The sequence below is a fragment of the Halopseudomonas oceani genome, from assembly GCF_002903165.1.
GTDB lineage: Bacteria > Pseudomonadota > Gammaproteobacteria > Pseudomonadales > Pseudomonadaceae > Halopseudomonas > Halopseudomonas oceani.
In genome coordinates this window covers 161,106-179,805 of the sequence record NZ_PPSK01000003.1, presented here as the reverse complement: position 1 = coordinate 179,805, position 18,700 = coordinate 161,106, and the positions used below count along the sequence as shown (strand labels likewise).

The window sequence follows — 18,700 nt, the reverse complement described above, 5'->3', positions numbered from 1 at the left end:
ATAACTGTGTCATCGCAGATGAATACGCCCGCTTCGAACTGTTCGGCCGGGCTCAGACTAGAGGACTTTTATTCATGCGCATTGACCGTATGACCAGCAAGCTTCAGGTCGCCCTGTCCGACGCACAATCCATGGCCGTCGGCCGCGACCATTCCCAGATCGACCCGCTGCACCTGGTGCTGGCACTGATCGAGCAGCAGCACGGCTCAATCAAGCCGCTGCTGATGCAGGTCGGCTTCGATATCGCCGCCCTGCGCGCAGCCCTTAGCGAGGCCATCGATAAACTGGCGACCGTCAGCAATCCGACCGGTGACGTCAGCCTGTCCACCGAGCTGGCGCGGCTGCTCAACCAGGCTGACCGGCTGGCGCAGAAGCAGGGCGACCAATTCATCTCCAGCGAACTCGTGCTGTTGGCGGCGATGGACGACAACACCACTGCAGGCAAAATTCTGCTGGGGCAGGGCGTGTCCAAGAAGGCGCTGGAAAACGCCATCAACAACCTGCGCGGCGGCGAGTCGGTCAACGACCCGAATGCCGAAGAGTCACGTCAGGCGCTGGACAAGTACACCGTCGACCTGACCAAGCGGGCCGAAGAGGGCAAGCTGGACCCGGTGATCGGCCGTGACGACGAGATTCGCCGTACCGTGCAGGTGCTGCAGCGTCGTACCAAGAACAACCCGGTGCTCATCGGCGAGCCCGGCGTGGGCAAGACCGCCATTGTTGAGGGACTGGCCCAACGCATCGTCAACGGTGAAGTGCCGGATGGTCTGAAAGACAAGCGCCTGCTGTCACTCGATATGGGGGCGCTGATCGCCGGTGCCAAGTTCCGTGGCGAGTTTGAAGAGCGCCTGAAGGCGGTGCTGAACGAGCTCTCCAAGCAAGAAGGCCGCGTCATTCTGTTTATCGACGAGCTGCATACCATGGTTGGCGCTGGCAAGGCCGAAGGCTCCATGGATGCGGGCAACATGCTCAAGCCGGCGCTAGCGCGCGGCGAGCTGCACTGCGTCGGCGCAACCACACTGGACGAGTACCGTCAGTACATCGAAAAGGATGCCGCGCTGGAGCGCCGCTTCCAGAAGGTGCTGGTTGATGAGCCGTCGGAAGAGGACACCATCGCGATTCTGCGGGGCCTGAAGGAGCGCTACGAGCTGCACCACAAGATCACCATCACCGATGGCGCGATCATTGCCGCAGCCAAGCTGTCGCATCGCTACATCACCGACCGTCAGCTGCCGGACAAGGCCATCGACCTGATTGACGAAGCGGCCAGCCGTATTCGCATGGAGATCGACTCCAAGCCGGAAGCACTGGACCGTCTGGAGCGTCGCCTGATTCAGCTCAAGGTGGAACGCGAGGCGCTGAAGAAGGAAGACGACGACGCGGCGCTCAAGCGGCTGGAGAAGTTGAAGGACGATATCGCCAAGCTCGAGCGCGAGTACGCTGATCTGGAAGAAATCTGGAAGGCCGAGAAGGCTGATGTGCAGGGTTCTGCGCAGATTCAGGAGAAGATCGAGCAGGCCAAGGCTGAGCTGGATCAGGCCCGTCGCAAGGGCGATCTGAACCGCATGGCCGAGCTGCAGTACGGCGTGATCCCGGATCTGGAGCGCAGCCAGCAGATGGCCGAGCAGCACACCAAGCCGGAAAACCAGTTGCTGCGCAACAAGGTAACCGACGAGGAGATTGCCGAGGTCGTCTCCAAGTGGACCGGGATTCCGGTGGCCAAGATGCTCGAAGGCGAGCGCGACAAGCTGCTGCGTATGGAAGACGCCCTGCATAAGCGGGTTATCGGCCAGAACGAAGCGGTGGTGGCGGTTTCCAACGCGGTGCGCCGTTCGCGGGCCGGTCTGGCCGACCCGAACCGTCCCAGTGGCTCGTTCATGTTCCTTGGCCCGACCGGTGTCGGTAAAACCGAGCTGTGCAAGGCGCTGGCCGAGTTTCTGTTCGATACCGAAGACGCCATGGTGCGGATCGACATGTCCGAGTTCATGGAGAAGCATTCGGTGGCTCGTCTGATCGGTGCGCCTCCGGGCTATGTCGGCTATGAAGAAGGCGGTTATCTGACCGAAGCGGTACGTCGCAAGCCGTACTCGGTGATCCTGATGGATGAGGTCGAAAAGGCGCATCCGGATGTGTTCAACGTGCTGCTGCAGGTGCTGGAAGACGGCCGTCTGACCGACAGCCAGGGCCGCACCGTCGACTTCCGCAACACCGTGGTGGTGATGACCTCCAACCTGGGTTCCGCGCAGATTCAGGAACTGGTGGGTGATCGCGAGGCGCAGCATGCGGCGGTGATGGACGCCCTGACCCAGCACTTCCGGCCGGAGTTTATCAACCGGGTTGACGAGGTGGTCGTGTTCGAGCCGCTCGGCAAGGATCAGATCGCCGGTATCGCTGATATCCAGCTCAGCCGTTTGCGTCAGCGTCTGGCCGAACGCGAACTGGATCTGCAGCTCAGCGATGAGGCTCTGGAGAAGCTGATCTCGGTTGGCTACGACCCGGTGTATGGCGCGCGGCCGCTCAAGCGCGCGATCCAGCGCTGGATCGAAAACCCGCTGGCCCAGCGTATCCTGGCTGGCGACTTTGCCCCGGGCGTGACTATTCACGCCAAGGTCGAAGGCGACGAGTTTGTGTTTACGGCCTGATTGATATTGCGGCGATGAGAACCCCGCACGGGAAACCGTGCGGGGTTTTTTGTTGGCTTGCTGGTGTCGGTAGGTTTGGGGCAGCACTGCCACGGCATGCCGTGGCCCTGCAAATGGTGGCAGCTTGCACGGTCGATGGGTCCCCGTTGACGCGGGCGAGTAGCGCAGATTTATCGGGATAAAGAGTCGTAGGTTGTCTGAGGAGCATTGCGACGAGTTTTCGGGCGGCCGGCGAGGTCTCCCCGATAAATCGAGCAACGCAGCGAACCCGAAGGGCCGAGTAGTCGGGGTGGCCTAGGGGGGCAGGGGGAAATGGCCATGCATTTCCCCCTGTTCGCCGTCAGGGCGAAAAGCGACGTCGCAGAGACAAAAAAGCCCCGGGAAATCCCGAGGCCTTTTTAGTGCTATCGAACGCTTACAGCAACATCGTCCTAATATCCCCCAGCAATTCACCCAGACGCCTGGTGAACTGCGCGGCCGCTGCGCCGTTGATGGCGCGGTGGTCGTAGGACAGGGACAGTGGCAGCATCAGCTGCGGCTGGAAGCTGGCGCCATCCCAGACCGGCTGCATGGTGGCCTTGGAGACCCCAAGAATCGCCACTTCCGGGCTGTTGACGATCGGCGTGAAGTAGGTGCCGCCGATGTGACCCAGGCTGGAGATGGTAAAGCAGGCGCCCTGCATGGCGTCGGCTCCGAGCTTCTTGTTGCGCGCCTTGTCGGCCAGTTCTGCCGCTTCGGCTGCCAGCTGCAGCAGGCTCTTTTTGTCGACATCACGGATAACCGGCACCAGCAGGCCGTCCGGGGTGTCGACGGCGAAGCCGATGTGTACGTACTTCTTCTGAATCAGCTGCTTGCCATTGGCCGCCAGCGAGACATTGAAGTTCGGCTGCTCACGCAGCAGGTGGGCACAGGCCTTGAGCAGGAACGGCAGCACGGTCAGCTTGACGCCGGCCTTCTCGGCTGTCGCTTTCTGTTCCTTGCGGAAGGCTTCCAGCGCGCTGATATTGGCCAGGTCGAACTGGGTGACATGCGGCACGTTGAGCCAGCTGCGGTGCAGGTTGCTGGCGCCGACCTGCTGCAGGCGGGTCATGTCGACGGTTTCGATCTCGCCAAACCGGGAGAAGTCGACTTCCGGTACCGCAGGGATACCGCTGCCGCCAGCTGCGCCGGCTGGTGCTGCCTTGCGCTGTTGCATGACCGCCTGCACGTGCTTCTGCACATCTTCCTTGAGGATGCGCTCGCGCGGGCCAGTCGGCTTGACCTCGGTCAGGTCGATACCGAACTCGCGGGCCAGCATGCGCACGGCCGGGCCGGCGTGGACCTTGGCGCCTTCGCGGCTGGGGCCGCCGACCGGAGGTGGACTGGCCGGCTCTTCGCTGGCCTTGTCGCTGCTGGCAGCGGCGGGGGCCTGCTTGGCGTCACTCTGCTTGCTTTGCTGTTCAGCGGACTGCGACTCTGCCTTGGTCTCGCTGTCGCCGCCACTGACCTGCATCTGCATGATCACATCGCCGGTCTTGACGTCCTGTTCCAGCTTGACGTCGATCGACTCGATCACGCCAGAGAAGGGCGCGGGCAGCTCCATGCTCGCCTTGTCCGACTCCAGCACCAGCAGCGACTGGTCGGCTTCGACCTGATCGCCCTTGCTGACCAGAATCTCGATGACGCGGGCGCTGTCGGTGCCCAGATCCGGCACCTTGACGGCTTCGCTGCGGCTGCTGGCGCTGGCGGCAGGCTTGCTGTCTTCGGTTTTCGGCTCTTGCTTCTGCGCAGCCTCGGGCTCGGTTTTGGCGGGCTTTTCGTCGCTGTTGGCCTGCTTGGGTTGTTCGTCGCCCTCGACCTCCAGTTCGATCAGCGGGTCGCCTTCTTTCAGGCTGTCGCCCAGCTTGAACTTGATGGCTTTGACCTTGCCAGCCTTGGGCGAGGGGATTTCCATGCTTGCCTTGTCGGACTCGACAACGGCCAGCGATTGTTCGGCTTCTACCTGATCACCTTCCTTGATCAGAATTTCAATGACCTCGCCTTCACCACCGAGGTCGGGCACCTTGATGAGTTCACTCATGGTGTCGCTCCTCAGCAGTCCAGCGGGTTGGTTTTGTCAGCGTCCAGGCCAAAGGCCTTGAGCGCATCAGTCAGCACCTTGGGCTTGAGCTTGCCCTGTTCGACTAGCGCGCTGAGAGCGGTGTAGGCCACCCAGTAGCGATCTACTTCAAAGAAATAGCGCAGCTTGCGGCGGCTGTCGCTGCGGCCGAAGCCGTCGGTGCCGAGCACCTTGTAGGGTGCAGGAACCCACTGGCGAATCTGGTCGGCGTACAGCTTCATGTAGTCGGTAGCAGCGATGACCGGGCCTTGACGCTTGTCCAGACACTGCTCAACGAAGCTGGTCTTGGCCTTGCGGGTCGGGTGCAGACGGTTGTCGCGTTCGACCGCCAGACCGTCGCGGCGCAGCTCGTTGAAGCTGGTGACGCTCCAGATGTCGGCGCTGACGTCGAAGTCTTCCTTGAGAATAGCGGCGGCTTCGCGTACTTCGCGCAAAATGGTGCCGGAGCCCATCAGTTGCACGTGCAGGTCACCCGGCTTGCCGGTGGAGTCGAGCAGGTACATGCCACGCATGATGCCGTCTTCGACCCCTTTGCCCTTGGGCATGGCCGGTTGGGCGTAGGCTTCGTTCATGACGGTGAGGTAGTAGTAGACGTTCTCCTGCTCGTCCATCATGCGGCGCGCGCCTTCGCGGATGATCACCGCCAGCTCATAGCCGTAAGTCGGGTCATAGCTGCGGCAGTTGGGGATGGTTGACGCCAGCAAGTGGCTGTGACCGTCCTCGTGCTGCAGGCCCTCACCGTTTAGGGTGGTGCGGCCGGCGGTGCCGCCGATCAAGAAGCCCTTAGCGCGGCTGTCGCCGGCGGCCCAGGCCAGATCGCCGATACGCTGGAAGCCGAACATCGAATAGAAGATGTAGAACGGCAGCATTGGCTGGTTATGGGTGCTGTAAGCGGTACCGGCTGCAATCCAGCTGGACATGGCGCCAGCCTCGTTGATGCCTTCCTCGAGGATCTGGCCTTTCTTGTCCTCGCGGTAGAACATCACCTGATCCTTGTCGACCGGCTCATACAGCTGGCCGACTGAGGAGTAGATGCCGAGCTGGCGGAACATGCCTTCCATGCCGAAGGTGCGGGCTTCGTCCGGCACGATCGGCACGATGCGCGGGCCGAGTTCCTTGTCCTTGACCAGTTGTGACAGGATGCGCACGAAGGCCATGGTGGTCGAAATTTCGCGGTCGCCGGTGCCGTCCAGGATTGCTTTCAGGGTGTCTAGCGGCGGAACAGGAATGCGCTTGCTCTCGACGCGGCGCTGGGGCATGTAGCCGCCCAGGGCTTCGCGGCGGGCGTGCAGGTACTTGTATTCGGCGCTGCCTTCCTCGGGGCGGAAGAACGGCAGTTTCTCCAGTTCATCGTCGTTGACCGGGATGTCGAAGCGGTCGCGGAATTTCTTCAGACTCTCGATATCGACTTTCTTGGTGTTGTGCGCAGTGTTCTGGCCCTGGCCGGCGCCAGTGCCGTAGCCCTTGATGGTCTTGGCCAGAATGACCGATGGCTGGCCTTCATGGTTGACTGCGTCATGGTAGGCTGCATAGACCTTGTACGGGTCGTGGCCGCCACGGTTGAGCTTCCAGATTTCCTCGTCGGAGAGGTCCTTGACCATCTCCTGGAGTTCGGGGCGGGTGCCGAAGAAGTGCTCGCGCACGAACGCCCCGTCCTTGGCCTTGTAGTTCTGGTAGTCGCCGTCGACGGCTTCTTCCATGCGCTGCTGCAGCAGGCCGTTGTCGTCCTTGGCGAACAGCGGGTCCCACATGCGGCCCCAGATGACCTTGATGACGTTCCAGTCGGCCCCGCGGAAACTGCCTTCGAGTTCCTGGATGATCTTGCCGTTGCCGCGCACCGGGCCGTCCAGACGCTGCAGGTTACAGTTGATCACGAAGATCAGGTTGTCGAGCTTTTCGCGGCCGGCCAGGGAGATGGCGCCCAAGGTTTCCGGCTCATCGGTCTCACCGTCACCAACAAAGCACCAGACCTTCTGTTTGCCGGGTTCGATGTAGCCGCGGTGCTCCAGATACTTCATGAAGCGGGCCTGGTAGATGGCCTGAATCGGACCCAGACCCATGGATACGGTCGGGAACTGCCAGAAGTCAGGCATCAGCCACGGGTGCGGGTAGGAGGACAGGCCTTTGCCGTCGACCTCCTGGCGGAAATTTTCCATCTGCTCTTCGCTGATGCGGCCTTCCATGAAGGCGCGGGCGTAGATGCCGGGGGAGGCGTGACCCTGGAAGAACACCAGGTCGCCGCCGTGCTCCTCGGTTGGCGCCTTGAAGAAGTAGTTGAAGCCGATGTCGTACAGTGTCGCGCTGGAGGCGAAGGTGGAAATGTGGCCACCCAGGTCCGGGTCCTTCTGGTTGGTACGCATGACCATGGCCAGCGCATTCCAGCGTACCAGCGAGCGAATGCGGCGTTCCATGAACAGGTCGCCGGGCATGCGTGCTTCGTGGGTCACCGGAATGGTGTTGCGATACGGCGTGGTAATGGCGTAGGGCAGTGGTGTGCCAGTTCGACTGGCTAGCTCGCTGAGACGCGTCATCAGATAGTGCGCGCGGTCTTCACCCTCGTTGTCGAGGACGGACTCCAGCGCATCGAGCCATTCCTGGGTTTCGAGCGGATCAATATCGTCGTGCTTCATTATGGTCTCCAGACCTTGTGGGCCTTGCAAGTGCCGGAAGCGGTCGTCAGCCTGCCGATCAACGCGGTTGCGACCAAAGCTTGCCAAACACCTGTGGGTGTTGTGACAGGGTGGGGTGGAATTGGTTCTGTAGTTTTACTACATAAAATCGGCTTTATCCAGTCGCTTAATCGTCTAATTTGTAGTCGAACTACATTTAGACTATATGGTCATTCGCCACCGCTTCCCCGTCGGCAGCCGTCATGGCAAGCTGCTGTTTCGGTTCATGAACAGGATAGACCATGCCCTCCACACTGCCCTCGCTGCCATCCTCTCTTCAGGCACTCCGTGATCACCATTTGGCGCAGTGGCTTGCTGCTCTGGAGCTGGCCGGCCTTGCCGAGCGCAGGGCGGAGCTCGGTGAGGTTTTTGAAGCAGAGCTGGCGCAGGTGCTGGCGGCCAGTGACTTCGTGGCAGAACAGCTGCGCCGTGATCCTGCGCTGGCCTGGCGGCTGATCGAAGAGGGGCGTTTGACCCGGTCTTTGGCAGCGGGTGAGCTGCGGACACTGTTGCAGCAGGCGCTGGTCGATACCGGCAGCGAGGAGCAACTGGCACAGCGTCTGCGTCGTTTCCGCCAGTGGCAGCAGGTGCGCATTATCTGGCGTGACCTGACCCGCCGGGCCGCATTGCAGGAAACCACCCGGGACCTCTCGGATATGGCCGATGCCTGCATAGACGAGGCGTATCGGTGGTTGTCTCGGCTGTGCTGTACCAGCTTCGGTGAGCCGGTTAACGCCGAGGGTGTGCCACAGCACATGGTGGTGCTGGGGATGGGCAAGCTGGGCGCGGTCGAGCTTAACCTGTCGTCCGATATCGATCTGATCTTTGCCTATCCCGAGGCAGGGGAGACCCGCGGCGGACGTCGCAGCCTGTCGAATCAGGAGTTCTTTATTCGCCTTGGTCAGAAATTGATCAAGGCGCTGGATGCGCCGACGGTCGATGGCTTCGTGTTTCGCGTCGACATGCGCCTGCGCCCCTACGGAGACAGCGGTGCGCTGGTGTTCAGCTTTGATGCGCTGGAACAGTATTACCAGAGCCAGGGGCGTGACTGGGAACGCTACGCCATGATCAAGGCGCGGGTGGTGGCCGGTGACCAGGAGGCTGGTGCCGAGCTGCTGGCGATGCTGCGGCCGTTTGTCTATCGCCGTTATCTCGACTTTGCTGCCATTGATGCTCTGCGTTCCCTTAAGCAGATGATTCAGCGTGAGGTGCAGCGCAAGGGGCTGCAGGACAACGTCAAGCTTGGCTCCGGTGGTATTCGCGAGGTGGAGTTTATTGGTCAGGCGTTCCAGCTGATCCATGGTGGCCGCGATCGCAGCCTGCAACAGCGGCCGATTCTCGGTGTGCTGCAGACCTTGGCTGATAACAACTATCTGCCTGCCGAGGCGGTGCAGGAGCTGACGGATGCCTACTGCTTTCTGCGTGACACCGAACACGCCCTGCAGGCCATTGATGATCGGCAGACGCAGATGCTGCCGACCGACCCTCAGGGCCAGGCGCGCATCGCCTGGATGCTGGGTTTTGCCGACTGGGAAGCTTTTCGGCAGCGGCTGGATGCCGAACGCGGGCGAGTCGCTCGGCACTTTGCTGGAGTAATTGCGGATCCCGATGAGGATGAGGAAGAGCCGCTATCGGCGCAGAGCGACTGGGTGCCGGTGTGGGATGGCACGCTGGACGAGCCGCAGGTGCTGGAGCAACTGATCGCCGCCGGGTACGCCGATGCACCTGGCGCCTGGAAGCGGTTGCAGGATCTGCAGGGCTCGGCGCGGGTCCGCGCTATGCAGCGCGCTGGTCGCGAACGGCTGGACATTTTCATGCCGCGACTGCTGTCGATGGCCTGCGAACAGGACAATCCCGACCTGGCGTTGCAACGGGTGCTGCCCTTGGTCGAGGCGGTTGCACGTCGCTCCGCCTACCTGGTCTTGCTGACCGAAAATCCGGGTGCTCTGCGCGAACTGTTGGTGCTGTGCGCCGCCAGCCCCTGGATCGCCGAACAGATTGCCCGCTACCCGGTAGTGCTGGATGAGCTGCTGAACGCCGGACGACTGTACCGGCCGCCGGTCGCAGAGGAACTGGCCGACGAGCTGCGTCAGCAGTTGCTGCGTATCCCCGAGGACGACCTTGAGCAGCAGATGGAAACCCTGCGTTACTTCAAGCGTGCGCATGTGTTGCGCATTGCTGCCTCGGAAATCGCGGGCACCTTGCCGCTGATGAAGGTAAGTGATTACCTGACTTGGATGGCGGAGGCGATTCTGCAGCAGGTGCTGGTGTTGGCCTGGCGCGAGATGGTTGCCCGTCACGGCCGCCCGGCGCGAGCCGATGGTTCGCGCTGCGATCTGGATTTCATCATCGTTGGCTACGGCAAGGTCGGCGGCATCGAGCTTGGACACGGCTCCGATCTGGATCTGGTGTTTATCCACGACGGTGATCCGCAGGCCGATACCGACGGCGAGCGGCCTATCGAGGGCAGCAAGTTCTTTACCCGGCTGGGGCAGCGGGTGATTCACATGCTCAACACCCAGACCGTTTCCGGTGCATTGTACGAAGTGGACATGCGGCTGCGGCCGTCCGGCGATTCGGGGCTGCTGGTCAGCTCTCTGGCGTCGTTTTCGCGTTATCAGTTGGAAGAAGCCTGGACCTGGGAGCATCAGGCGCTGGTGCGGGCGCGCGCTTTGGTCGGCTGTGAACGACTCACCGAGCGCTTCCAGGCGTTGCGAGCACAGGTGTTGGGGCGTCAGCGCGACGAGCGACAACTGCTGCGCGAGGTCAGCGATATGCGCCAGAAGATGCGCGACAACCTCGGTACCAAGGCAACAAGGGCCGGTACAACCGAGGACGCCTTCACCGCGGCGCAATTGTTTGATCTCAAGCAGGACGCAGGTGGTATCGTTGACATCGAATTTATGGTGCAATATGCGGTTCTTGCCTGGTCGTGCCGGTACCCCGAATTACTGCGCTACACCGACAACATCAGGATTCTTGATGAGCTGCAAAACGCCGGTCTGATCGCCGGTGAGGATGTCACCAGCCTGCAGGAGGCTTACAAAGCCTACCGGGCTGCAGCTCATCGCCTGGCTCTACAGAATCAGCCGGGCAAAGTAAGCGGCGACCAGTTTCATGATTTCCGACACGGGGTCATCAAGCTCTGGCAGCAGGTGCTGCCTCCCCAGGAGCCGATCCCCGATACGCGGGTGTGATCGGCTAGGGCGCGCTCAGGCAGAAACCAAGAACGCAAGACTGATTGAATAGATACGTATGGAGCTGGCTGCTATGTCGATGGCCGATCGTGATGGTCTAATCTGGTTTGATGGTGAAATGATTCCCTGGCGTGAAGCCAATGTTCACGTGCTCACGCACTCGCTGCACTACGGCATGGGTGTTTTCGAAGGCGTCCGCGCCTACAAGACGCCGGATGGCACCGCCATCTTCCGTCTGGATGCGCACACTGATCGCTTGTTCGATTCTGCCCACATCATGGGTATGAAGATTCCCTTTACCAAGGAACAGCTGAACGAGGCGCAGCGCGCCGTGGTTCGCGAGAACAACCTGGAAACCGCTTATATTCGCCCGCTGGTATTTTACGGATCCGAAGGCATGGGCATCCGCGCTGACAACCTGAAGGTACATGTTGTCATCGCTGCGTGGCACTGGGGCGCCTATATGGGCGAAGAAGCGCTGGAACGCGGCATCAAGATCCGCACCAGTTCCTTTACCCGTCACCACGTCAACATCACCATGACGCGTGCCAAGGCCAGCGGTGCCTACATGAACTCCATGCTGGCGCTGCAGGAAGCGGTCTCCGCTGGTGCTGACGAAGCACTGTTGCTGGATCCGGAAGGCTATGTTGCCGAGGGTTCGGGTGAGAACGTGTTCATCGTTAAGAACGGCACTATCTACACCCCGGAAGTGACTGCCTGTCTGAACGGTATCACCCGTGCAACCGTGCTGGCGCTGGCGTCGAAGTTCAATATCCCGGTTGTCGAGAAGCGCATCACCCGTGACGAGGTCTACATCGCTGATGAAGCCTTCTTCACCGGCACCGCCGCTGAAGTCACGCCGATTCGCGAGCTGGACGGTCGTCAGATCGGTGCTGGTCGTCGCGGTCCGATCACTGAAAAACTGCAAAAGGCGTACTTCGATCTGGTCACTGGCCAGACCGCAGAGCACGCCGAATGGCGGACGCTGGTCGGTTGATAGCCGCAAGCGGCAAGCCTCACGCGGCAAGCAGTCATGCGCCGTTCGGGGTTTGTCGCTTGAAGCTTGACGCGTGAAGCTTATGAATATCCTGATTATCGGTCCCAGCTGGGTCGGCGACATGGTGATGGCGCAAACGCTGTTCACCTGCCTGAAGCAGCGACACGGTGACGACTGCATGATCGACGTGCTGGCTCCTGACTGGAGCCGGCCAATCCTCGAACGCATGCCGGAAGTGCGCAGCGCGCTGAGCTTTCCGCTCGGCCACGGCGCTCTGGAACTGGCTACCCGGCGGCGTATCGGCCGCAGCCTGGCGGGTCAGTACGACCAAGCCATTCTGCTGCCCAATTCTCTCAAGTCAGCGCTGGTTCCCTTCTTTGCTGATATCCCGTTGCGCACCGGTTGGCGTGGCGAGATGCGTTACGGTCTGCTCAATGACGTGCGCAAGCTGGACAAGGAAGCCTACCCGCTGATGATCGAGCGCTTTATGGCGTTGGCCTATGAGTCGGGCGCCGAGCTGCCGAAACCCTACCCACGCCCGTCGCTGCAGATTGATCCGGCATCGCGCGATGCGGCATTGGCGCATTTTGGCCTAGAACGTGATCGTCCGGTGCTGGCGCTGTGCCCGGGTGCCGAATTTGGCGAGGCCAAGCGCTGGCCGTCGGAGCACTATGCTGCCGTGGCCGAAGCGCGCATTCGGCAGGGCTGGCAGGTCTGGTTGTTTGGTTCGAAAAACGACCACGCCGTCGCGGAACAGATCCGTGGCCGGCTGATTCCGGGGCTGCGTGAAGAGTCGACCAACCTGTGTGGCGATACCAGTCTGGCCCAGGCGATTGACCTACTGTCGTGCGCTGACGCGGTGGTCAGTAATGACTCGGGGCTGATGCATGTGGCCGCGGCGCTGAATCGGCCGTTGGTGGCTGTCTACGGCTCGACCTCTCCCGGCTTTACTCCGCCGCTGGCTGACCAGGTAGAAATGGTGCGGCTGGGGCTGGATTGCAGCCCCTGCTTTGATCGGACTTGCCGGTTTGGTCATTACAACTGCCTGCGTGATCTGGCTCCTGCCCAGGTGGACGCAGCGCTGGATCGGCTGGTAGGCGATCTGCTGCCCGACCCGCAGGACAGTTGACCCTGATGCGGGTACTGCTGATCAAGACGTCCTCGCTCGGGGACGTCATTCATACTCTCCCGGCATTGACCGATGCTGCGCGCGCTATCCCAGGCATCCGTTTTGACTGGGTGGTGGAAGAGGGCTTTGCCGAAATTCCGTCCTGGCATCCGGCCGTGGAGAGTGTAATTCCGGTGGCCATTCGTCGTTGGCGCAAGAAGCCGTTTCAGGCAGTGCGCAGCGGTGAGTGGGGCAACTTCAAGCGCCGCCTGCGCGAGACCGACTATGACTTGGTGATCGATGCTCAGGGTCTGCTCAAGAGCGCCTGGCTGACCCGCTTTGCCAGCGCCGAGGTAGTGGGGCTGGACCGGGACTCGGCCCGTGAGCCGCTGGCCGCACGCTTCTATCAACGTCGGCTGCCGGTACCCTGGGGACAGCATGCGGTGGAGCGGACACGTCAGCTGTTTGCCCAGGCGCTTGGCTACACGCTGGAGGAAGGGCTGGGGGATTACGGCCTGGACCGCGCGGCATTGGGCGCCGAATCGGCTAGCACGCCTTACGTGGTGCTGTTGCACGGCACGACCTGGGTGACCAAGCACTGGCCCGAGCTGTATTGGCGGCAACTGACCGAGCGGCTGGTTGCCAGCGGGGTTGATGTGCGCCTGCCGTGGGGTAGTCTGGACGAACAGGCCCGTGCGCTGCGCATCGCCGAAGGGCTGGAAGGCGCGCTGGTATTGCCCCGTTTGCCCCTGCGTGATGTCGCCCGTCAGTTGGCCGGGGCTAGTGCCTGCGTGGCGGTGGATACCGGGCTTGGGCATCTGGCCGCGGCGCTGGATATACCGACCCTGTCGCTGTTCGGACCAACCAATCCGGGCTTTACCGGCGCCTACGGTCGTGCGCAGCAGCATCTGGCCAGCGACTTCGCCTGTGCCCCCTGTTTGCGCAAGCAATGTACCTATAAGCCGACCCCTGAGGATGCTCGCCGGTTCGACCTGACCCGCGAGCAACCACTGTGCTTTACTCGACTTGACCCCGACAGGGTCATGCAGCACCTGCGACCGCTGCTGTCCAACAAGAGAACCGTCTGATGCAGCTGGCTTTTGTGCTTTACAAGTATTTTCCCTTTGGCGGCTTGCAGCGTGACTTCATGCGCATCGCCAGGGTTTGTCAGGAGCGCGGACACAGCATTCGTGTCTATACCCTGATCTGGGAAGGCGATATTCCCGAGGGGTTTGAAGTGTTGGTGGCCCCCGTCAAAGCCCTGAGTAATCATCGCCGTAACGAGAAATTCACCGCCTGGGTCGAGGCCGACCTGGCCAAGCGCCCGGTCGATCGGGTGGTTGGCTTCAACAAGATGCCGGGGCTGGACGTTTACTATGCCGCCGATCCCTGCTTCGAAGACAAGGCGCAGACCCTGCGTAACCCGCTGTATCGCATCTCCAGCCGTTACCGCCACTTTGCCGAGTACGAGCGGGCGGTATTCTCGCCTGCTGGCAAGACGCAGATTCTGATGATCTCCGAGGTACAGCAGCCGCTGTTCACCAAACACTATAAAACCCCGCTGGATCGCTTCCATCTACTGCCGCCGGGCATCGCGCCAGATCGTCGGGCACCGGCCAACGCGGCTGATATTCGCGCCGAGTTCCGCGCTGAATTCGGTCTTGCGGACGATGACCTTCTGCTGGTGCAGATCGGCTCCGGGTTTATTACCAAGGGGGTCGACCGCTCCATTCGCGCGCTGGCGGCGCTGCCCGTCGAATTGCGTAAGCGCACCCGGCTGATGGTCATCGGCCAGGATGATCCGAGTACCTTCCAGCGCATTGCGCGCTCGCTGGCGGTGGAGGATCAGGTGGTCTTTATGAAGGGTCGCAGTGATATCCCCCGTTTCCTGCTGGGGGCGGACCTGCTGATTCATCCCGCCTATAACGAGAACACCGGCACTGTGCTGCTTGAAGCGCTGGTGGCCGGTTTGCCGGTGCTGGTGACCGACGTCTGCGGTTATGCCCACTACATCAGCGAGGCGGACTGTGGCCTGGTTGTGCCGTCACCGTTCAGGCAGGGCGAGCTGGATCTGATGTTGGCCGACATGCTGCGTAATCCGGTTCAGCGTCGGGAATGGCATGACAACGCGTTGCGCTATGCCGATCAGGCCGACCTATACAGCCTGCCGGAGCGGGCTGCCGATGTGATCCTGGGAGCTGGCGCGTGAGCAATACCCTGATTCTGCGCGAGCCGTTCCTTAGCCTGTGGGCCAATACAGATGCCTTCGATGCGGTCGAAGCGCTGCAGGGCGAGGTGTTTCGTGAGCTGGAAGCGCGCCGTACCCTGCGTACCGAAGTCGACGGCAAGGGCTATTTCGTCAAGATTCATCGTGGCGTCGGTTGGGGCGAGATTTTCAAGAACTGGTCCACCCTCAAATGCCCGGTGCTGGGCGCAGGTCAGGAGTGGCAGGCGATTCAAGCACTGACAGCTGCCGGCATTAATACCATGACGGCGGTGGCCTTTGGTGAGCGTGGCAGTAACCCTGCCGCGCAGCACTCGTTCATCATTACCGAAGAACTGGCGCCGACCATCAGCCTGGAAGATTATAGCCGTGACTGGCTGGATAAACCGCCGGCTCCGGGCATCAAGTGGGCGCTGATCCGTCGGGTGGCCGAGATGACCGCCGCCATGCACCGGGCTGGCGTCAATCATCGTGACTGCTATATCTGTCACTTCCTGCTGCATACCGACAAGCCGATGAGCGCACATGACTTCAAATTGTCGATCATTGATCTGCATCGTGCTCAAATTCGACCGACTGTGCCTCGGCGCTGGCGCGACAAGGACCTAGCCGGGCTGTACTTCTCGGCACTCGAGATCGGTCTTACCCAACGTGACAAGCTGCGCTTTCTGCGCGCCTATTTTGCGACTCCGCTGCGTGACACCTTGCGGCTAGAGGCGCCGCTGCTGGCCCTGCTTGAGCGCAAGGCGCAGAAGCTGCAGGCCCGTTTTGAGCGCAAGTACGCGCCGGGGGATGATGAATGAAGCGTTGGACCCTGAACCCCGAGTACGCCACCGGGGAGAGTGGTCGGCTGTTTGCCGATCTGGATACGGTGTTTGCGCTGGAGGGTGAAAAGATCACCCAGGACCCGCTCAGTACCGTGCATCGGATCTGGGTTGCTGACCGCTATTACTACGTTAAGCGCTACACCGGCGCGGGCAAGAACCTGCGCCGTTACCTTGGTCGACCGCGAATTCAGGCAGAGTGGGAAAATTTGCTGAACTTTCATGCCTGGGGCATCCCGTCGGCAACAGTCGTCGGGTTCGGGCAGGAGCGGCTTAATGGTGCATTCGTGCGCGGCGCGCTGATCACCGAGGAGTTGCCCGATACCTGTGATCTGGCGCGTATTGCTGCGCAGCGTGACGCACGCTTGCAGGATCGGGCATGGGTGGCGCATGTCTCACGCCAGGTCGCGTGGGCGACTCGGATGATGCACGATCAGGGCTTCACCCATAATGATCTGAAGTGGCGAAACCTGCTCGTCGACAATCAAGCGCTTGGAAATGTGTACTTTATCGACTGTCCTGGCGGCAGCTTCTGGTGGGGCCCCATGCTGAGCTACCGGATCATCAAGGATCTGGCCTGCCTCGACAAAATTGCCAAACACCACCTCAGCCGCAGCCAGCGGATGGCGTTCTTCAAGCTGTACCTTGGCAAGCAGCAGCTTGACAGCGCGGACCGCAAGCAGGCGCGCGCGATACTGAATTTCTTCAAGGGTCGAGAATGACACGTAACCCCTTTATTGCAGTCAACGCACGGGATGTGTTGTCCCGCCACGGGCTTGATAGCTTCGAAGCGCTCTGGGCGCTGAAGGTCGATGCTGTTGATGCACCAAATACTGGGCGTGGAGGGTGGAGTAGCGTTTACCGTCTGGAGCTGGAAGACGCTAATGGTCAGCAGCAGTGTTTCTTTCTGAAGCGGCAAGACAATCACCGCACCCGCACGCTGCATAGCCCCTTCGGCGAGCCTACCTTTGCTCGTGAATTTCGTGCGATTCAGGTCTATGCAAGACAAGGCATTCCGGCGCTGGAAGCGGCATTTTTTGGTCAGCGTAACGAGCGCGGTCACGCCCAGGCGGTGCTGCTGACGCGGGCCCTGGATGACTATGCGCCACTGGACGAGTGGTTTGAGCGCTGGAATCAGTTGTCTGCCAGTGAAATCCGTACGTTGATTCAGTCGGCTGCTGCGCTGGTGCGTGCGCTGCACAATGCCGACCGTATTCACAACTGCCTGTATCCGAAGCACGTATTTATCAAGCTGCATGGCGACGGTGCCGGGGCGCGTTTTATCGATCTGGAGAAAACCCGGCGGGCTATTTTTGGCCGGCGTGATCTGATCCGTGATTTGGAAACCCTGCATCGACGAAGCAAGGAGCCTACGCGCAGCCAGCGTTTGCGCTTCGTGTTGGCGTATATGGGCAAGAGTCGGGTTGATACCGAGGCTCGTACCTTTATCAGCGAATTGCTGCGCCGTACTGCGGGCAAGGGCAAAGGGCGATGAGTCTCAGCGCCGAGCTACGTAGTGCCGGGCGCGAGCCACCACTGCCGTTGATCCTGCCACTGGAGCAGGGTGAGACCCGGGTGGTGCGCTGGCTGCGAGTGTTGCCGGGCAAGCGGCTGGTGGGGCAGGTCGAAGCCGGTGGCCAGCAGCAGTTGCTTAAGCTGTTTATCGCTTCGGGCGCTGACCGTCACTGTGAGCGTGAGGCGTCAGGTATTCGTGCCCTGCAAACGCAGGGCATTGCCACGCCAGAGCTGCTGGGCGAGGGCGAGATAGAGGGAGGCGGCCGTTATTTGCTGAGTGCCTACCTCGGCGACGCCGAGACCCTGCAGCAGCGCTGGGAGGCTCTGCCCAGTCGGCAGCCCGGCGAGGCCGAGGCGCTCACTCTGCTTGGCCAAGCCCTCAGCCTGATTGGCACCATGCACCAACGTGGTCTGGTACAGACCGATTTGCACCTGGGCAACTTCCTGCTTCACGAAGCTCAGCTTTACGTCATTGATGGCGATGCGGTTGAGGCCTTGAGTCCTGGCGCTCCGGTTACTCCTGCACAAGCTGAAGACAACCTGGCGATCTTCTTTGCCCAGCTTGATCCCGAGTGGGATGAACTCTGCGAGCTGCTGCTGATCGGCTACCTGCAGCACAATCCGTTGGCGCTCAACCCTGATCGGCTGGCCGCGCAGATCAAGCGCGTTCGTCAGCGCAGGCTGGATGACTTTCTCGGCAAGGCTCTGCGTGATTGCACCCAGTTCTCTGTCAGACGCAGCTGGACGCGGTTTACTGCTGTCGTGCGCAGCGAGTTCCAGCGGTTGGCATCGCTGCTTGCTGCGCCTGACGAGGCTTTGGTCGCAGAGCCGCTGCTCAAAGACGGCGGTAGCAGCACAGTCGGTTGTGCCATAGTTGATGGCGATAGGGTGGTCATCAAACGCTACAACATTAAAGGCTTTGGCCACTGGCTAAAGCGCTTTTGGCGCCCGAGCAGAGCCTGGCACTCCTGGCTCGCCGCGCATCGGCTGCAGTTTCTCGGCATCCCCACTCCGGCACCGCTGGCCATGATTGAGCAGCGTTTCGGTCCGTTGCGGCGGCGGGCTTGGCTGGTCACTGAATACTGTTCCGGGGTCGACCTGCTGCGCCATCTCGGCGAAGATGGTCAAAGACTGCCGGACGATGCTACCGCCGCAGCGTTGCTCAGGCTGTTTACCCAACTTGTTCGGGCCAGAATAAGCCACGGTGACTTCAAGGCAACGAATCTGCTGTGGCTGGATGGGCGGGTTATTCTTATCGATCTGGACGCGATGCAGGCGCACACAGGTAATGCTGGCTGGCAGCGTGCCTGGCAGAAGGATCGACAACGGTTCATCCGTAACTGGCCAGCGGGAAGTCCGCTTGCTGGCTGGTTGGAAGAGCGCTTGCCGCGCTTGTAAATTTACTTTGATTTCAGAAAAGAGGACT

Annotated in this window: 12 protein-coding genes; 10 read left to right on the top strand and 2 right to left on the bottom strand. The window is 61.2% G+C overall.

Annotated features, from left to right (window positions below; translation table 11 throughout):
* Positions 1 to 74: 74 nt before the first annotated feature.
* Positions 75 to 2,642 carry an ATP-dependent chaperone ClpB gene (gene clpB / locus C1949_RS04925; RefSeq protein WP_104737353.1) on the top strand — a complete coding sequence of 856 codons (2,568 nt, stop codon included), beginning with the start codon at positions 75 to 77 and terminating at the stop codon, positions 2,640 to 2,642.
* A gap of 415 nt (positions 2,643 to 3,057) precedes the next feature.
* Here the strand turns inward: clpB and aceF are convergent, their stop codons facing one another.
* Positions 3,058 to 4,701: a dihydrolipoyllysine-residue acetyltransferase gene (gene aceF / locus C1949_RS04920; RefSeq protein ID WP_104737352.1), complete on the bottom strand. Its 1,644-nt coding sequence runs from the start codon at positions 4,699 to 4,701 to the stop codon at positions 3,058 to 3,060.
* An 11-nt stretch (positions 4,702 to 4,712) separates the two neighbouring features.
* Positions 4,713 to 7,370 (bottom strand): pyruvate dehydrogenase (acetyl-transferring), homodimeric type, encoded by a 2,658-nt coding sequence (gene aceE, locus C1949_RS04915; RefSeq protein ID WP_104737351.1) that lies wholly within the window; start codon positions 7,368 to 7,370, stop codon positions 4,713 to 4,715.
* Positions 7,371 to 7,651: 281 nt separating this feature from the next.
* On the opposite strand from aceE, the gene glnE reads away from it, so the two are divergent.
* From glnE to C1949_RS04870, 9 genes are all read left to right on the top strand, one after another.
* Positions 7,652 to 10,606 (top strand): bifunctional [glutamate--ammonia ligase]-adenylyl-L-tyrosine phosphorylase/[glutamate--ammonia-ligase] adenylyltransferase, encoded by a 2,955-nt coding sequence (gene glnE / locus C1949_RS04910; protein WP_104737350.1) that lies wholly within the window; start codon positions 7,652 to 7,654, stop codon positions 10,604 to 10,606.
* Positions 10,607 to 10,679: 73 nt separating this feature from the next.
* Complete coding sequence (locus C1949_RS04905) at positions 10,680 to 11,603, top strand: branched-chain amino acid transaminase (protein WP_104737488.1); 924 nt, start codon at positions 10,680 to 10,682, stop codon at positions 11,601 to 11,603.
* A gap of 82 nt (positions 11,604 to 11,685) precedes the next feature.
* Entirely contained in the window at positions 11,686 to 12,732 is a 1,047-nt protein-coding gene (gene waaF / locus C1949_RS04900; protein ID WP_104737349.1) for a lipopolysaccharide heptosyltransferase II, read from the top strand.
* A gap of 5 nt (positions 12,733 to 12,737) precedes the next feature.
* Positions 12,738 to 13,799, top strand: coding sequence for a lipopolysaccharide heptosyltransferase I (gene waaC, locus C1949_RS04895; RefSeq protein WP_104737348.1), 1,062 nt, complete (start codon positions 12,738 to 12,740; stop codon positions 13,797 to 13,799).
* A complete protein-coding gene (locus C1949_RS04890; protein WP_104737347.1) occupies positions 13,799 to 14,920 on the top strand; it encodes a glycosyltransferase family 4 protein in 1,122 nt (373 codons plus the stop codon). The genes waaC and C1949_RS04890 overlap by 1 nt, the downstream gene beginning before the upstream one ends.
* Positions 14,917 to 15,738, top strand: coding sequence for a lipopolysaccharide core heptose(I) kinase RfaP (rfaP, locus tag C1949_RS04885; protein WP_170063000.1), 822 nt, complete (start codon positions 14,917 to 14,919; stop codon positions 15,736 to 15,738). Before C1949_RS04890 ends, rfaP begins: the two co-directional genes overlap by 4 nt.
* Positions 15,735 to 16,481 (top strand): lipopolysaccharide kinase InaA family protein, encoded by a 747-nt coding sequence (locus C1949_RS04880; RefSeq protein ID WP_104737346.1) that lies wholly within the window; start codon positions 15,735 to 15,737, stop codon positions 16,479 to 16,481. Before rfaP ends, C1949_RS04880 begins: the two co-directional genes overlap by 4 nt.
* A complete protein-coding gene (locus tag C1949_RS04875) occupies positions 16,478 to 17,254 on the top strand; it encodes a lipopolysaccharide kinase InaA family protein (RefSeq protein ID WP_104737345.1) in 777 nt (258 codons plus the stop codon). The genes C1949_RS04880 and C1949_RS04875 overlap by 4 nt, the downstream gene beginning before the upstream one ends.
* Positions 17,251 to 18,672: a lipopolysaccharide kinase InaA family protein gene (locus C1949_RS04870; RefSeq protein WP_104737344.1), complete on the top strand. Its 1,422-nt coding sequence runs from the start codon at positions 17,251 to 17,253 to the stop codon at positions 18,670 to 18,672. The genes C1949_RS04875 and C1949_RS04870 overlap by 4 nt, the downstream gene beginning before the upstream one ends.
* The last annotated feature ends 28 nt before the right edge of the window (positions 18,673 to 18,700 follow it).

What these genes read in the sequence shown, in the direction of transcription:
- C1949_RS04890 (WP_104737347.1), top strand. Translation starts at nt 13,799, where the DNA reads ATGCAGCTGGCTTTTGTGCTTTACAAGTATTTTCCCTTTGGCGGCTTG.
- aceF (WP_104737352.1), bottom strand. Translation starts at nt 4,701, where the DNA reads ATGAGTGAACTCATCAAGGTGCCCGACCTCGGTGGTGAAGGCGAGGTC.
- aceE (WP_104737351.1), bottom strand. Translation starts at nt 7,370, where the DNA reads ATGAAGCACGACGATATTGATCCGCTCGAAACCCAGGAATGGCTCGAT.
- clpB (WP_104737353.1), top strand. Translation starts at nt 75, where the DNA reads ATGCGCATTGACCGTATGACCAGCAAGCTTCAGGTCGCCCTGTCCGAC.
- glnE (WP_104737350.1), top strand. Translation starts at nt 7,652, where the DNA reads ATGCCCTCCACACTGCCCTCGCTGCCATCCTCTCTTCAGGCACTCCGT.
- waaC (WP_104737348.1), top strand. Translation starts at nt 12,738, where the DNA reads ATGCGGGTACTGCTGATCAAGACGTCCTCGCTCGGGGACGTCATTCAT.
- C1949_RS04870 (WP_104737344.1), top strand. Translation starts at nt 17,251, where the DNA reads ATGAGTCTCAGCGCCGAGCTACGTAGTGCCGGGCGCGAGCCACCACTG.
- waaF (WP_104737349.1), top strand. Translation starts at nt 11,686, where the DNA reads ATGAATATCCTGATTATCGGTCCCAGCTGGGTCGGCGACATGGTGATG.
- C1949_RS04905 (WP_104737488.1), top strand. Translation starts at nt 10,680, where the DNA reads ATGTCGATGGCCGATCGTGATGGTCTAATCTGGTTTGATGGTGAAATG.
- C1949_RS04880 (WP_104737346.1), top strand. Translation starts at nt 15,735, where the DNA reads ATGAAGCGTTGGACCCTGAACCCCGAGTACGCCACCGGGGAGAGTGGT.
- C1949_RS04875 (WP_104737345.1), top strand. Translation starts at nt 16,478, where the DNA reads ATGACACGTAACCCCTTTATTGCAGTCAACGCACGGGATGTGTTGTCC.